At 73.8% G+C, this 15,569-nt stretch carries 10 protein-coding genes; 7 read left to right on the top strand and 3 right to left on the bottom strand.

Features of this window, described 5'->3' with window-relative positions:
- Positions 1-83: 83 nt before the first annotated feature.
- Together ACFWIS_RS05935 and ACFWIS_RS05930 are read right to left on the bottom strand one after the other, a co-directional pair.
- A complete protein-coding gene (locus ACFWIS_RS05935; RefSeq protein ID WP_380461750.1) occupies positions 84-1,706 on the bottom strand; it encodes an alpha/beta hydrolase in 1,623 nt (540 codons plus the stop codon).
- Between the two features lie 273 nt (positions 1,707-1,979).
- On the bottom strand, positions 1,980-2,312 hold the full coding sequence (locus ACFWIS_RS05930) for a hypothetical protein (RefSeq protein ID WP_380461751.1): 333 nt from the start codon (positions 2,310-2,312) through the stop codon (positions 1,980-1,982).
- A gap of 131 nt (positions 2,313-2,443) precedes the next feature.
- Here ACFWIS_RS05930 and ACFWIS_RS05925 point away from each other — a divergent pair, with 131 nt between their 5' ends.
- From ACFWIS_RS05925 to ACFWIS_RS05895, 7 genes are all read left to right on the top strand, one after another.
- Positions 2,444-3,109, top strand: coding sequence for a TetR/AcrR family transcriptional regulator C-terminal domain-containing protein (locus ACFWIS_RS05925; protein ID WP_380461752.1), 666 nt, complete (start codon positions 2,444-2,446; stop codon positions 3,107-3,109).
- 763 nt (positions 3,110-3,872) lie between these two features.
- Positions 3,873-7,760 carry a Pls/PosA family non-ribosomal peptide synthetase gene (locus tag ACFWIS_RS05920; protein ID WP_380461753.1) on the top strand — a complete coding sequence of 1,296 codons (3,888 nt, stop codon included), beginning with the start codon at positions 3,873-3,875 and terminating at the stop codon, positions 7,758-7,760.
- Between the two features lie 104 nt (positions 7,761-7,864).
- Positions 7,865-9,202, top strand: a complete 1,338-nt coding sequence (locus ACFWIS_RS05915; protein ID WP_380461754.1) for a M1 family metallopeptidase — start codon at positions 7,865-7,867, stop codon at positions 9,200-9,202.
- Positions 9,203-9,250: 48 nt separating this feature from the next.
- Positions 9,251-10,642 (top strand): serine hydrolase domain-containing protein, encoded by a 1,392-nt coding sequence (locus tag ACFWIS_RS05910; protein ID WP_380461755.1) that lies wholly within the window; start codon positions 9,251-9,253, stop codon positions 10,640-10,642.
- Positions 10,643-11,066: 424 nt separating this feature from the next.
- On the top strand, positions 11,067-11,999 hold the full coding sequence (locus ACFWIS_RS05905; protein ID WP_380461756.1) for a GNAT family N-acetyltransferase: 933 nt from the start codon (positions 11,067-11,069) through the stop codon (positions 11,997-11,999).
- The gene (locus ACFWIS_RS05900) at positions 11,996-12,850 is read left to right on the top strand and encodes a lysophospholipid acyltransferase family protein (RefSeq protein ID WP_380461757.1); all 855 of its coding nucleotides are present in this window, start codon (positions 11,996-11,998) and stop codon (positions 12,848-12,850) included. Before ACFWIS_RS05905 ends, ACFWIS_RS05900 begins: the two co-directional genes overlap by 4 nt.
- Positions 12,851-13,258: 408 nt before the next feature.
- The gene (locus tag ACFWIS_RS05895) at positions 13,259-14,257 is read left to right on the top strand and encodes a YdcF family protein (protein ID WP_380461758.1); all 999 of its coding nucleotides are present in this window, start codon (positions 13,259-13,261) and stop codon (positions 14,255-14,257) included.
- 309 nt (positions 14,258-14,566) lie between these two features.
- Here ACFWIS_RS05895 and mca read toward each other — a convergent pair whose 3' ends face one another.
- Positions 14,567-15,499: a mycothiol conjugate amidase Mca gene (gene mca, locus ACFWIS_RS05890; RefSeq protein WP_380461759.1), complete on the bottom strand. Its 933-nt coding sequence runs from the start codon at positions 15,497-15,499 to the stop codon at positions 14,567-14,569.
- Between the last annotated feature and the right edge of the window lie 70 nt (positions 15,500-15,569).

Below are 15,569 nucleotides of genomic sequence, written 5' to 3'. Positions count from 1 at the left end.
CTCCCCTCTCGGGGGGCCGCCCCCCGACCCCGCCCCCCACCACGGCCCCGGCCTCAACGGCCGGTCGTCCCGGGCGAGTCCCCTCAGACTGCCGGGAAGATCTCGGCGTCCGGCTTGAGCAGCTGGCCCGGCTGCGGCGCGGTGCCGTCCACCAGGTAGCGGGTCACCAGCGTGTTCAGCGCCTTGCTGCGACCGACCGCGCAGTGCTCGATGGCGTCCACGCTGACCAGCACCGCGTTGCCCAGCTCCTGCTGCATCCGCTGGGCGAACTTGTACTGGGTGGCCGGGTCGTAGAGGTTGCCGATCACCATCACGGTGTTGGAGGTCTTCTTGTTCCACGGGCCGCTGAAGCGCTCGGCGTCCCGGGCCGGGGCCGGCCAGCTCGCGCACGCCGGGGCGTCGAAGGCCTGGTAGCGGCCGAAGGTCGGCGACTCCTTCTCCCACGCCTTGGCGACGTTGGGGAAGACCCGGTCGTTCGACGGGTACGGCTTGTCCTGGCAGTTGACGCCCATGTACGAGTCGTCGGCGGTGTACTCGGAGTCGGTCGGGGCCTCGCGCAGCGCCCGCGGGACGTTCACCGTGAGCTCGTTGGCCGCCTCGTCCGACTCGTTCGCCTTCGGCGCCAGCAGGGCGGCCGCGGCCGGCTTCCGCAGCACCTGGTAGGTCGCCTGCAGCGACTTCGCCAGCGGAGCCAGCTTGGCCTGCGAGTACAGGGCGCTGGCCACCTCGCTGGTGAAGCTGCTCAGCGTCACCTGGGAGCCGTTCGACAGGGTGATCGGGCTGGTCCGCAGGTGGTCGCGGAGCTCGTCGAACTTCGCCCGGGTGTCGCCGTCCCCGAACGCGCAGCGCGGGGCGCCGGCGGCCTGGCAGCGCTTCAGGAACTCGTCCAGGGCGATCTCGAAGCCGCCCGCCCGCTGCCGGTCGTACTCCAGGCCGTTGTGCAGGCGCAGGTTGGGGTCGACGTTGCCGTCCACGATGACCGCGCGCACCTTGTTCGGGTACATCGCGGCGTACGTCGAACCGATCAGGGTGCCGTAGGAGAACCCGGCGAAGGTGAGCTGGGAGTCGCCGACGGCGCGGCGCATCCGGTCCAGGTCGCGCACCACGTTGATGGTCGACATGTGCTCGATCAGCGGGCCGGCGTTCTTGCTGCAGGCGTCGGTGTAGTCCTGGTCGGCGTCCAGGGTCTCGGCGATCTCGGCCTTGGTGACCGGCACGCCCACCATGCGGTTGTTGACCGCGTCGGCGTCCTCCTGGGTCTTGAAGCACTTCAGCGGGTTGCTCCGGGCCACCCCGCGCGGGTCGAAGCCGACCAGGTCGAACTTGGCCCGCACCTCGTCGCCGAAGCGGGTGGTGGTCGCCCACAGGTAGCCGCTGCCGCCCGGGCCGCCCGGGTTGAGGAACAGCGAGCCGATCCGCTTCGACGGGTCACTCGCGCGGTGCCGCATCATGGCGATGCCGACCTTCTCGCCCGACGGGTCGTCGTAGTCGAGCGGCACGGGGTAGACGGCGCAGTCGAAGCCGCCCGGATCCGGCTTGCTCGGATCGGGGTTGCAGGGCTTCCAGTCGACGGGGTCGACCTTCGCCTCGGCGACCGCCGCACCCGGGGCCTGGTCGAACGGCGCGGCCGACGCGGCCACGGCACTTCCGGTGACAAGGGCGAGCGCGCAGGTGACCGCTCCGGCCAACGTGGTTATGCGGGACAAGGAACCTCCTCCGTACTGAAAAGGGCGGCCCCAGCCTGTCAGTCGGAGATCTCCGTGTGAAGACCTCATGGCGGCGCAATTCTTCCGGAGTTCCCGTCATTTCCGCACGGAACATTCTGTGAATGAACGGACTTGACGGTTGATTGACCTGATGACGACTCAGCCCTGCCGATCGGCCGGGCCACGGGTTTCCGGCGCCGCCCCCGGTCCGGTGGCCCGGCGTCACCCGCGGCCCGGTGGCTCGGTGGCTCGGCGCCACTCGGCGGTCGGCCGCTACTCGGCGATCGGTCGCGACAGGTCGTCCTCGGCGACGACCTGGTAGACCGCGTTCAGCGACGGCGGGCCCACCAGGTCCTTGATCCGCTCGAAGCGGCGCTCCTCCACCGGACCCAGACGCTCCATCCACTCCGCCATGGACTCCGGCCCGTGGTCGCCCTCGATCAGGGCGATGGTGAGGACCTCCCGGGAGTCCTCCAGCGCGGTGGCGGTGATCACCCTGGTCCGCGGGTCGTCCGGGAACGCCTCGTCCGGGATCCAGCCCTTGCGGAACTCCCCGTACTCCACACCCTCGTTGAGCTTGCGCACCATCACCGCGACGAGCTGCACGCCGTTCTCCCCCATCCGTTTTCTTGCACCGCAAGAAGTTGACGTCGGCTATTGTTTTCTTGCACTGCAAGAGTTGTCAAGGACCGATCGGGAGCACCTCGGCCGGCCACCCCGGGAGCCAGGAGGAACAGATGCCGGGCCGACGCACCCGCCCCAGGACGGGCCTGACCCGAGAGAAGATCATCGACGCCGCCCTCGATTTCGTCGACGAACAGGGCCTCGCCGCACTCTCCAACCGCAAGCTCGGCGCGGCCCTCGGCTGCGAGGGCATGACGCTCTACCACTACGTCCCCAGCAAGGCCGCCCTGCTCGACGGGATGGTCGAACGGCTGCTGGAACTCTCCGCCGGCGACCTCTTCGCCCAACCGGACGGCCCGTGGACGGAGGTGGTCCACGACTTCGCCGTCGCCCTGCGCCGGATGCTGCTGGACCACCCGGCCATGCTCACCGTCCTCGCCACCCGCCCGGCCGCCACCCCCGCCGCACTCGCGCTGCTGGAACGCGGCGTCACCGTGCTCCGCGAGGACGGCGTCCCCCTGGCCGACGCCCTGGACGTCCTCAACTCGGTGGTGATGTGGACCCTCGGCCACACCCTCAGCGAGGCCGGCGAAACCCCCCACCACGAAGGCACCGAACCCCAGCCCGAACAGTTCTCCGCCCTGGACCCGGCCACCTACCCCCACCTCGCCCAGGCCTTCACCACCGGCGAGGGCCTCGACCCCGAGCGGCGCTTCCGGCGCACCCTCCGCATCCTGCTGGCCGGCTACGCCGCCGAACTGGCGCCGGAACAGGCCTGAAACCCGTCACGGACGACCGGGATCGACCACCGGTGAATCCGCAGGAACGGCCTTGGTCAGTCGCGCGCCGGGCCGCGGAGGGCGGCCGCCACCAGGCCCGATCCCGCCAAGGTCCGGGGGCGCCACGGCGACCGAACACCGGAGGCCCGGCCGGTGGTGGCGGCCGACGGCATCCACAGCCGGATCCGGCGCCACCTCCTCCCCGCCCACCCCGGCCCGGCGCCCAGCGGCCCGACGATGGCGGGCGTGCTCGCCCGCCACGACGCCGTCCGCCGGCCGCGCAGCCAGACGGTGGCCCGCGACGCCCGCCGGGCCGGCCGGAGGGGGCAGCAGCTCGCCGACCCGCTCGCGGTCGGCCTGCGCAACGCGGCGAACCGCCGGAGCGCTTCCGCCGAGCCGATCCGTCGGCGTGGCGGACCGGCGCGAGGCCGAAACGCCGGGCCCGCCACCCGAAGGGAGCAGCGTTCGCTGTGGCGTGGATCACTCTCGACCACTTCACCTGACGATCCGTCAATTCGACTGATGATCCGTCACATCTTGGGGCCGAAGCCTCAGTTGTCAGCTGACATGACGTCAGATTTGGCCAGTCCGGCCCCAGTTGGGCTGAGTTCGGGCTCCTGCCGGGCGCCGGGCCCGGGGCTACCATCGATCGGGTTGTCCGCTCCGGCCCCGGAGTGGGAGCCCCGGTCCGGCGGTGCCCCCACCGCCCCAGGGGGCCGGGCATCGGCAGGAACGGGGCGAGGACGAGGAGCGCACGGCCGTCATGAGCACTGAACCGATCCACTCGGAGCGGTACACCGAGCCGCCGTCGGCCGACCCGGCGTACGCGCTGTTCCCCGGCCGCCCGGCCGCCGCCGCACGCACCCTGGTGGATCTGCTGGACGCCACCGTGCGCGCCCACCCCGACGAACCGGCCCTGGACGACGGCACCACCGTGCTCAGCTACCGCGCCCTGGCCGCCGAGGTCGAGCAGCTGCGCGGCCGGCTGGCCGGCGCCGGGATCGGCCCGGGCGACCGGGTCGGCGTCCGGGTGCCCTCCGGCACCAACGACCTGTACGTCTCCGTCCTGGCCGTGCTGGCCGTCGGCGCCGCCTACGTCCCGGTGGACGCCGAGGATCCGGACGAGCGCGCCCAGCTGGTCTTCGGCGAGGCCGCCGTGGCCGCCGTGCTCGGCGCCGGGCGTGCCCTGAGCACCACCACCGAGCGCCCGCCCGCCGTGGAGCGGCGTCCCACCCCGGCCGACGACGCCTGGATCATCTTCACCTCGGGTTCGACCGGCAAGCCCAAGGGCGTCGCCGTCACCCACCGCAACGCCGCCGCCTTCGTCGACGCCGAGGCCGCGCTCTTCCTCCAGGAGGAGCCGATCGGCCCCGGCGACCGGGTGATGGCCGGGCTGTCGGTCGCCTTCGACGCCTCCTGCGAGGAGATGTGGCTGGCCTGGCGGCACGGCGCCTGCCTGGTGCCCGTCCCCCGCTCCCAGGTGCGCAGCGGCGCCGACCTCGGCCCCTGGCTGGCCGAGCAGGAGATCACCGTGGTCTCCACCGTCCCGACCCTGGCCGCGCTCTGGCCGGCCGAGGCGCTGAACGAGGTCCGGCTGCTGATCTTCGGCGGCGAGGCCTGCCCGCCCGAGCTGGTGCAGCGCCTGGTCACCGAGGGCCGCGAGGTGTGGAACACCTACGGCCCGACCGAGGCCACCGTGGTCGCCTGCGCCGCCCTGCTGACCGGCGAGGGTCCGGTCCGGATCGGCCTGCCGCTGGACGGCTGGGACCTCGCCGTGGTGGACGGGGCGGGGCAGCCGGTCGCCCCCGGCGGCACCGGCCAGCTGGTGATCGGCGGGGTCGGCCTGGCCCGCTACCTCGACCCGGAGAAGGACGCCGAGAAGTACGCCCCGCTGCCCTCGCTGGGCTGGGAGCGCGCCTACCGCAGCGGCGACCTGGTCCAGGCCGACCCGGCCGGCCTGCTGTTCCTCGGCCGCACCGACGAGCAGATCAAACTCGGCGGGCGCCGGATCGAACTCGGCGAGGTGGACGCCGCCCTGCAGGCGCTGCCCGGCGTGGCCGGCGCGGCCTCGGCCGTGCGCACCGCGCGCGGCGGCAACCAGCTGCTGGTCGGCTACCTGGTCGTCCAGGACGACTTCGACCGCGAGCAGGCCGTCGAACGGCTGCGCGCAGAGCTGCCCGCCGCCCTGGTGCCGCTGCTCGCCCCGGTCGACGCCCTGCCCACCCGCACCTCCGGCAAGGTCGACCGCAGCGCCCTGCCCTGGCCGCTGCCCGAGCTGGAGGCCGCCGGGCCGAGCGAGCAGTTGTACGGCACCGAGGCGTGGCTGGCCGAGCAGTGGGCCGAGATCCTCGGCGTGCAGGTGGGCGGCGCGCGCGACGACTTCTTCGCGATCGGCGGCGGCAGCCTGGCCGCCGCCCGACTGACCACCCTGCTGCGCACCCGCTACCCGAACGCCGCCGTGCTGGACATCTACCAGCACCCGACGCTGCGCAAGCTCGCCCGCCACCTGGAGCGCACCGCCGGTGAGGGCGGCGAGGCCCGTACCGTCTCCCTGGTGCCGACCCGGGCCAAGCTGCTCCAACTGCTGCTGCTGGTCCCGCTGTTCACCGTGGTCGGGCTGCGCTGGACGGTCGCGCTGCTGGCCGCCGGGAACCTGCTCTCGGACGTCGGCGACTACCCGTGGGCGCCCACCGCCTCCTGGTGGGCGGTCGGCGCGGGCGCACTGGTGCTGTTCACCGCGCCGGGCCGACTGGCGATCGGAGCCGGCGGAGCCCGGCTGCTGCTGCGCGGGCTGCGCCCCGGCAGCTACCCGCGCGGCGGCTCCGTGCACCTGCGGCTCTGGACGGCCGAGCGGCTCACCGAGCTGAGCGGCGCGACCGGGCTGTCCGGCGCCTGGCTGATCCCCTACGCCCGGGCGCTGGGCGCCAAGGTCGCCCCCGAGGTGGACCTCCACTCGCTGCCGCCGGTCACCGGGCTGCTCAAGCTGGGCCGGGGCTGCGCCGTCGAGGCCGAGGTCGACCTGTCCGGCTACTGGCTGGACGGCGACCGGCTGGAGGTCGGGCAGGTCAAGGTCGGCGCCGGCGCGGTGGTCGGCACCCGTTCGACGCTGCTTCCCGGGGCCCGGGTCGGCAAGCACTCCCAGGTGCTGCCCGGCTCCAGCGTCACCGGCCAGGTGCCGACCGGCCAGCGCTGGGGCGGCGCGCCCGCCGTCAAGCTGGGCCGGGCCGAGTGGTCCTGGCCGAAGCAGGCCCCGGTCCGCCGGCCCCTCTGGGCCGCGGTGTACGGCGCCGGCGACGCCCTGCTCGGCCTGCTCCCGGTGCTGCCGGCCGCGGCCGCCCTCGCCGTGCTCTTCCGCTTCGTCGACCAGGGCGCGGAGCTCGGTCCGGCGCTCGGCGGCGCGCTGCTCGGCCTGCTGCCCGCCACCATGGCGTACGGCGCGCTGTACGTGGCGCAGCTGGTGGTGCTGGTCCGGCTGCTGAGCCTCGGCCTGGTGCCCGGAGTGCACCCGCTGCACGGCCGGGTCAGCTGGCAGGCCTGGACGGTCAGCCAGCTGATGGACCGGGCCCGCGAGGTGCTGTTCCCGCTGTACGCCGGCCTGGTGACCCCGCTGTGGCTGCGGGCACTGGGGATGCGGGTCGGCCGGGGCGCCGAGGTGTCCACGGTGCTGGCGCTGCCCAGCCTGACCACCGTCGGGGACGGTGCGTTCCTGGCCGACGACACCCTGATCGCACCGTACGAGCTGGGCGGCGGCTGGATGCGCCTGGGCGAGGCGAAGATCGGCGAGCGGGCCTTCCTCGGCAACTCGGGGATGACCGCGCCGGGCCGCTCGGTCCCCAAGCGGGGCCTGGTGGGCGTGCTGTCGGCGACGCCGAAGAAGGCGAAGAAGGGCAGCTCGTACCTGGGCATGCCGCCGATGCGGCTGCCTCGCTCGGCGGACCAGGCGGACCAGAGCCTGACCTACGAGCCGCCGGCCCGGCTGCGCTGGGCGCGCGGGCTGGTCGAGCTGGCCCGGCTGCTGCCGGTGCTGGCCTCGGGGGCGCTGGGCCTGCTGACGGTGGCGGCACTGTCCTGGCTGGCGGCCGGCTCCCCGCTGCGGGCGGCGCTGCTCTCCGGCCTGGTGCTGCTGGCGGCGGGCGGCGTGGCCTGCCTGGTCGCGGTGGCCGCGAAGTGGCTGCTGGTGGGCCGGTTCCGGGCGGTGGAGCACCCGCTGTGGAGCGGCTTCGTGTGGCGCAACGAGCTGGCCGACACCTTCGTCGAGGTGCTGGCGGTGCCCTGGCTGGTCGGCGCGGTGCCGGGCACCCCGGTGCTCAACCTGTGGCTGCGGGCGCTCGGCGCCAAGGTCGGGCACGGCGTGTGGTGCGAGAGCTACTGGCTGCCCGAGGCCGACCTGGTCACCCTCGGTGACGGGGTCAGCGTGAACCGGGGCTGCGTGGTGCAGACCCACCTCTTCCACGACCGGATCATGCGGATGGATACTGTGGTCCTCCGCGAGGGCGCCACCCTGGGCCCGGGCGGGATCGTGCTGCCCGGCAGCACGGTGGGCGCGCGCAGCACGCTGGGCCCGGCCTCGCTGGTGATGCGCGCCGAGTCCGTCCCCGCCGACACCCGGTGGCTGGGCAACCCCATCGAGGCGTGGCAGACCACCTCGTGACCGCCCTTCACCACCCCTGACCACCCCTGACCACCCCCGTGACCACCCCGCCGCCCGGATCCCCCGGCACGCCCCCGTCCCGGCCCGCAGGAAGCGCCCGCCCCGTGAAGCCCAAGCACGCCCAGCCCGCGGCCGCCGGCCCGGACCCGTACTTCCCGAACAGCGGCGACCACCGCTACCGGGTGCACCGCTACGAACTCGCCCTGGACTACCGGCCCGGGCCCAACCGGCTGGCCGCCTCGGCCCGGCTGAGCGCGGTCGCCGACGCGGCCCTGGCCGAGTTCGCACTCGACCTGGCCGACTTCCGGATCGGGCGGGTGCTGGTCGACGGCAAGGCCGCCCGCTACACCCACCGCGGCGGCAAGCTGCGGATCCGCCCGGCGAAGGCCCTCCCGGTCGGCGCGGCCTTCACCGTCGACGTGCACTACACCGGCAACCCCCGGCCGGTGCGCAGCCCGTGGGGCGGCCTGGGCTGGGAGGAGCTGACCGAGGGCGCGCTGGTGGCCAGCCAGCCGGTCGGGGCGCCGTCCTGGTTCCCGTGCAACGACCGGCCCGCCGACAAGGCGACGTACCAGCTGGCGGTCACCACGCCGTCCCCGTTCACGGTGCTCTCCGGCGGCCGGCTGCTCACCCGGACCACCCGGGCCTCCAGCACCACCTGGGTGTACGAGCAGAGCGCGCCGACCTCGCCGTACCTGGTGACGGTCTCCATCGGGCACTACCGGCCGGTGCCGCTGGCCGCCCGGCCGGCCCAGGGCGGCGTCGTGCCGCAGACCGGGTACGTGCCGGAGCGGCTGGTCCAGGACTTCACTCGGGACTTCGCCCGGCAGCCCGAGATGATGGCGCACTTCGCCGAGGTCTTCGGGCCGTACCCCTTCGGCGAGTACGCCGTCGTGGTCGCCGACGAGGAGCTGGACGTCCCGGTGGAGGCGCAGGGCGTGGCCACCTTCGGCACCAACCACCTCGGCGGCGGCTGGGAGCGCGAGCGGCTGATCGCGCACGAGCTGGCCCACCAGTGGTTCGGCAACAGCGTCTCGATCGCCGACTGGCGGCACATCTGGCTCAACGAGGGCTTCGCCAAGTACGCGGAGTGGCTCTGGTCCGAGCACGCCGGCGGCCCGGCCGCGGCCGTGCACGCCGCCGCCGCGCACCGGCTGCTGGCCGGGCTGCCGCAGGACCTCACGCTGGGCGACCCGGGCCGTCGGCTGATGTTCGACGACCGGCTGTACCAGCGCGGCGGCCTGGTGGTGCACGCGCTCCGGCAGGCGCTCGGCGAGGACGCGTTCTTCGCGATGCTGCGGGACTGGGCCGGCACCAACCGGCACGGCGTGGTGGCCACCCGTGACCTCCTCGCCCACGCATCGCGGTACACCACGGCGCCGCTCGGGCCGCTGTTCGAGGCGTGGCTGGAGCGGCCGGAGCTGCCGCCGCCGGCCGGCTGAGCGGATATTCGCCCGGGCCCCGGCCGACGCTGGGTTACTGTCCCCGACATGCTGAGAAGTGATCACCTGACCGATCTGCCCGAAGAGCTGCTGCCCACCACCCGCCGCGCCCTGCTGCACCGCATCGCCGTCGCCCAGTCCGAGGTCCGCACCCCGTCGCTGGTCGCCGGGGTGGTGCGGGACGGCCGACCGGTGTGGAGCGGCGCCCGCAGCATGGTCGACGGGAACGCGCCGGACACCGACGTCCAGTACCGGATCGGCTCGCTCACCAAGACCTTCGTCGCGGTGCTGGTGCTTCGGCTGCGCGACGAGGGTCTGGTCGACCTCTCCGACCCGCTCGGCCGTCACCTGCCCGGCACCCCGGCCGACGCGGTCACCCTCGCCCAACTGCTCGCCCACTCCGGTGGACTGGCCGCCGAGACGCCCGGACCCTGGTGGGAGCGGACCGACGGCGCGCTGCGGCCCGCACTCGCCGACCTGCTGGAGCAGGAGAGCCCGCTCAAGCACCCGGCCGGGCGCCGCCACCACTACTCCAACCCCGGCTACGCGCTGCTCGGCGCCCTGGTCGAGAAGCTGCGCGGCGCACCCTGGGGCGAGGTGCTGCGCCGCGAGGTGCTGACCCCGCTCGGTATGAACCGCACCACCCTGCTGCCCCAGCACCCGCACGCCGGGGGCTTCGCCGTCCACCCCTGGGCCGACGTCATGCTGCCCGAACCCCTCACCGACACCGGCCTGATGGGCCCCGCCGGCCAACTCTGGTCCACCGGTGCCGACCTGGCCCGCTGGGCGGCCTTCCTGGCCGCCGGCGACGACGCGGTGCTCAAGCCCGACACCCTCGCCGAGATGCGCCGCCCCGCCGTCGGCCCGGGCGACGCCGACTGGAGCTCCTCGTACGGGCTCGGCCTGCAACTGCGCCGCCACGAGGGCCGGTTGCTGTACGGCCACACCGGCTCGGTGCCCGGCTTCACGGCCTGTCTGTGGGTCTGCGCCGAAGACGGCCTGGCCGCCTACGTCCTGTCCAACGCCACCAGCGGCAGCAGCAATCAGCTGGCCGCAGAGCTGATCGGCATCACGGCCGCCCACGAGCCCCGGCTGCCCGAACCCTGGCGCCCGCTGCCCGAGGTGGACCAGGACCTGCTGGCCCTCACCGGGCCCTGGTACTGGGGCGCCGCGCCCAACGTCCTGCGGCTGCGCGCCGAGGGCGTCCTGGAGCTGGCCTCGCTGGCCGGCGGCCGGGGCTCCCGCTTCCGGCCGCAGCCGGACGGCAGCTGGCTCGGTCTGGACGACTACTACGCGGGCGAGACCCTGCGGGTGGTCCGGCACCCCGACGGCACGGTCAGCCACCTGGACATCGGCTCCTTCATCTACACCCGCGAGCCGTACGGACCGGGCGGCGCGGTCCCGGGCGGCGTCGACCCGCAGGGCTGGCGGGCGTTCTGAGACCGCAGGCACCGCACGGGAGCACTACCCGGGCGGCGTGACACGGGGGCCAGGCTGTTCACCGCCCGCACGGGGGGGTGACACGGGGGCACCGTACGGGGGGGGTGGCACGGGGCACCGCACGGGACGGTGACACGGGAGGGTGACACGGGAGGCGCGCACGAAGCAGGTGCGCGCCCCCGTTGTCCACCCCGGACGAACGACCGTGCGGTGCCCGGCAGATGACCGGCAGGCCACGGCGCGCCACGGGTGGTCCCATTCAACAGGTGCACATCTGCGCTCCGCCGGGCCGCAACGTGAATTCCAACCGACTTGGAGACACATACGGAGACCGGTCCGCGTCCGAAAGCCCAACCCCTGCGGGCCGGGACGGTGCCATGGCGATCCACGGCACCGCCGACCGTGCTGCCCTGGAGGGTCCGCCATGACCACCGTCCCCACGTACGCTCCGCCCGCAGTCGCCCCCACCCACGACGCCCCGGCGGTCCCCGCGCCCCGCAACCAGCCGGCCCCGGCCTCGACCCTGGCCTCGTCCTCGTCCTCGCCCTCGTCCTCGTCCTCGCCCTCGCCCTCGACCCCGGCTCCGGCTCCGGCTCCGGCTCCGGCTCCGGCTCCGGCCGCCTACACCGTCTCGCTCGCCCGCGACGAGGACGACGTGCGCGCCGCCCAGCGGCTGCGCCACCAGGTCTTCGCCGCCGAACTCGGCGCCGTCCTGAACAGCCCCGTCGCCGGACTCGACGTCGACCCCTTCGACGAGTACTGCGACCACCTGCTGGTCCGCGAGGGCGAGGGCGGCGCCGTGGTCGGCACCTACCGGTTGCTCCGCCCCGAGGCCGCCCGCCGGGCCGGACGGCTCTACTCCGAAGGCGAGTTCGACCTCTCCGCGCTCGCGCCCGTCCGGCCCGGCCTGGTCGAGCTCGGCCGCTCCTGCATCCGCCCCGACCACCGGGGCAACGGCGCCGTCATCAACCTGATGTGGGGCGGCATCGCCCGCTACCTCGCCGACACCGGCAACACCTGGGTCGGCGGCTGCTGCTCCATCGACCTGGCCGACGGCGGCGCCATCGCGGCCCGGGTCTGGGACACCGTCAGCGCCAAGCACCTGGCCCCCGAGGAGTACCGGGTCAGCCCGCACCGCCGCTGGGACTCCACCGGCGTGCCGCGGGCCGAGCGCGGCGCCCTGCCCGCCCTGCTCCGCGGCTACCTGCGGCTCGGCGCCTGGGTCTGCGGCGAGCCCGCGTACGACCCGGACTTCAACTGCGCCGACCTGTACGTGCTGCTGTCGCTGGAGCGCACCGATCCGCGCTACCTGCGGCACTTCCTGTCCGGAACGGCCGCCCCGGGCGCGTCGTCATGAGCGTCTGGCTGCCGACCGCGACCTGCCGCCCGGAGACCTGCCTGAGCGAGCGCGCGCCGGAGGTCTCGCACCCCCGGCGGGCACTGCGGCTGACCGCCTGTCTGACGGCGGTACTGGCCGGGGTGCTGCTCAGCCTTCCGGTGCGGGTACTGCCCTACAGCACCCGGTCCCGGCTGATCCGGTTCTGGGCGCGGGTGCTGCTGCGCACCCTCGGGGTGACCGTCCACCTCGGGACGCCCCGAACGCCCGGCACCCCCGGCTCGGCCGGCGCGGTCGGCGGCACGACGGTGGCCGCCGACGGGGCCCTGGTGGTGGCCAACCACGTGTCCTGGCTGGACATCCCACTGCTCGCGGCCGGGCGGCCGGGCCGTTCGCTGGCCAAGACCGAGGTCCGGCGGTGGCCGGTGCTCGGGCCACTGGTCGCCTGGGGCGGCACCGTGTTCCTGGACCGCGACCGGCTGCGCACCCTCCCGGACACCGTGGCGACGGTGGCCGAGGTGCTGCGCTCCGGACATCCGGTGATCGTCTTCCCGGAGGGGTCGACCTGGTGCGGGCGGGACAGCGGCCGGTTCCGGCCCGCACTGTTCCAGGCCGCGGTGGAGGCCGGCGCGTTCGTCCAGCCCGTCACCATCCGCTACCGGCTGGCGGACGGACGGCCCACCAGCGCGCCCGCGTTCATCGGGGACGAGGGACTGCTCACCTCGCTCGCCCGGGTGGTCGCGGTCCGCGGGCTGGTCGCCGACGTCACCTTCCTGCCGCCGATCCCGCCACCCGGGCCCCAGCCCACCCGGGCCGGGGCCCGGCGGGAGCTGGCCCGGGCGGCGCAGGCGGCGGTGGAGGGGATCCGCTGAAGCGGAGCCCTTCCCGGCGGCCTGGCCCCGCTCACCCTGACCACGGCCTCACTGGCGGGGGCCTTCATCCTCACCCAACTGCTCCACCAGGCCAGCGCGGCCGGCGCGTACGCGCTCGCCGCCCTCGGCGTGCTCGGGCTCGCCCACGGCATCCGCCACCGGAGCCGACCGAAGGAGCAGCGCAGCCCGCTCGGACGGATCACGGCCGGCCTGACCGCCGCGGGCTGGGTTTCTGGCTGATCCTCTGCGTCGGCTACGCCCCCTTCGACGACTCCTTCGGACTGGCCATCGGGATCTGACGGAGCCGGTCAGCGCCTCGCCGTACGCCCCGCCAAGCCGTACGCCCCTGAGGCACCCAGCCATTCGCACGGATGATCCACACATCCCCTTCCCCCTACGATACGGAGCATGCTCGCCTACGCCCCCGCAGCCCTGTTCTTCCTGCTGTTCGGATTCGGGGTGCTGCGCGACCGCCGCCGGTTCAGCAACGCCGTCCTGCTCGGCATCGCCGTGTCACTCCTCTCGCTCGCCCTGGTCGCCGAACTCCGCAAGGCGCCCACGCTGGTGGCGGAGCTCGCGGCGGTGGCGATCGTCCTGCTGCCGACGGTCGGAACGGTGGCCCTGGTCTGGTTCCTGCTCGCCAACGGCGTGACCATGATCCGCAAAGAGGGCACCCGACCGGCCAATCTGCTGTCCCTGCTCGCCGGTCTGGGCATCATCGCCGTCATCGCCCTGCTGTTCGCCGCCATCGCCACCCACTCACCCCGGCTCGGCATCCTCGCCGGCACCGCCGTCCTGGTGGTCGGGTACATCTCCTTCCTGTTCGTCTGCTTCGTCGGCTACGCCTTTCTGTACGGTCGCCACCGACCGCGCCGGGACGTCGACTTCGTGGTCGTCCTCGGATCCGGACTGATCGGCGGCGAGCGCGTCCCGCCCCTGCTGGCCAGCCGGCTCAACCGGGGCCGCGAGGTGTACGAGGCCCAGGCCGCCCGCGGCAACCCGCCGGTACTGATCACCTCGGGCGGTCAGGGGCCGGACGAGAAGCTGCCGGAGTCCCATGCGATGGCGGACTACCTGGTCGAACGCGGCTTCCCCGCCGAGCACATCGAGCGCGAGGACCGCTCACGCACCACCGAGGAGAACCTGCTCCTCAGCCGGGCCATCATGGAGCAGGCCAGGCCCGGCTACCGCTGCGTCGTGGTGACCAACAACTTCCACGCCTTCCGGGCCGCGCTGATCGCCCGCAAGACCGGCGTCAACGGGCACGTCTTCGGCTCGCCCACCGCCCGGTACTACTGGCCGAGCGCGACCATCCGCGAGTTCGCGGCGGTCTTCCTGTCGCACAAACTGGTCAACTTCGGGATCTGCGGCCTCCTTGCGCTCTGCGGGGTCCTGGCTGCGCTCTGAGCACCTGGTCGGGATCGGGGTGCTCACGACGGGCGGTACGGTCAGGCCACCGGACGGGGCGTCAGGATTGCGCAGGTGGCGGTCCCGTGGGCGTAGAGCTTGCCGCCCCGCTCCGACCGCCCTGGCCTCCGCCGTCGCATCGTCCGGCCCAGGTGCCGCGCCACGCCCTCGCAGCACAGCAGTCGCCCGGCTCAAGCCCTCCCCAACCAGGGCCACTACGGCCAGGGTCACTTCGGCCAGGGTCCTTCCGCCCGGGGCACCTCCGCTTGGGACCACCGGCTACCAGTCCGGTGACAAGTCACTTCTCGTTCATCCCGCCACCTCCCCCACGCCCACGCCTGCCCGCAGCCCCGCGAACAGGTCGGTCTCGACGCCTCCGGCACCGGCCAGGCCGTCGGCACTCGGGACGAAGCTGCGCGCCAGGTGGTAGTCCTCGGTGGGCCAGACCTCCCGCTCGATGTCCCGCGGATGGGCCATGAAGGCGACGTCGGGCTGCACTTGGGTGGCATGCGCCAGCATCGCCGCGTCCCGTACGGCGAACTGCTCGCCGCAGGCGATCCGGGTGGTGGTCGCGAGGGCAGGCGGGGTGTCGGGCCACTCGGCGAGCAACTCGTCCATCTCCGAGGGGATCCCGCGCTCCGTCATGGCATCGTGCAGCGCCTGGAACCAGGGCCGGGAGAGCGCCAGGTGGTAGTAGAGCTTCGACGCCTGCCAGGGTGCGCCGACCTCCGGGTAGCGCGTCGGGTCGGCAGCGGCCTCGAAGGCCTCGACCGTGACCGTGTGGGTCATGACGTGGTCCGGGTGCGGGTACCCTCCGGTCTCGTCGTAGGTGATCACGACGTGCGGACGGAACTCCCGGATCAGCGCGACCAGCGGTGTCGCCGCGACCTCCACCGGCTGGGCGGCGAAGCAGCCCTCCGGCAGCGGCTCGTCCGGGCCCGGCATCCCGGAGTCGACGAACCCGAGGAACTGCTGCCGCACACCGAGGATTTCGCGCGCGGCCGCCATCTCCTCGCGCCTGATCCGGGTGAGGTCTGCGCGGACATCCGGACGGTCCAGCGCCGGGTTGAGCACCGAACCGCGCTCACCGCCGGTACAGGTCGCGACCAGGACGTCCACGCCGTCGGCCGCGTACCGGGCCAGCGTCGCCGCGCCCTTGCTGGATTCGTCGTCGGGGTGGGCGTGCACGGTGAGCAGACGCAGACCGCCTGCGTGCTCGCCGTCAGGGCGCTTGGTGAACAAGGGGTCCTCCACAGTCAACGTGAGTCGGATTGGATCGGATGGCATCGGATGGCATCGGATCGAGGCGAGT

The sequence above is a fragment of the Kitasatospora sp. NPDC127060 genome (genome assembly GCF_042724935.1).
Taxonomy (GTDB): Bacteria; Actinomycetota; Actinomycetes; order Streptomycetales; family Streptomycetaceae; genus Kitasatospora.
The sequence above is the reverse complement of the archived record's forward strand: the minus strand, read 5'-3'. Positions and strand labels throughout refer to the sequence as shown.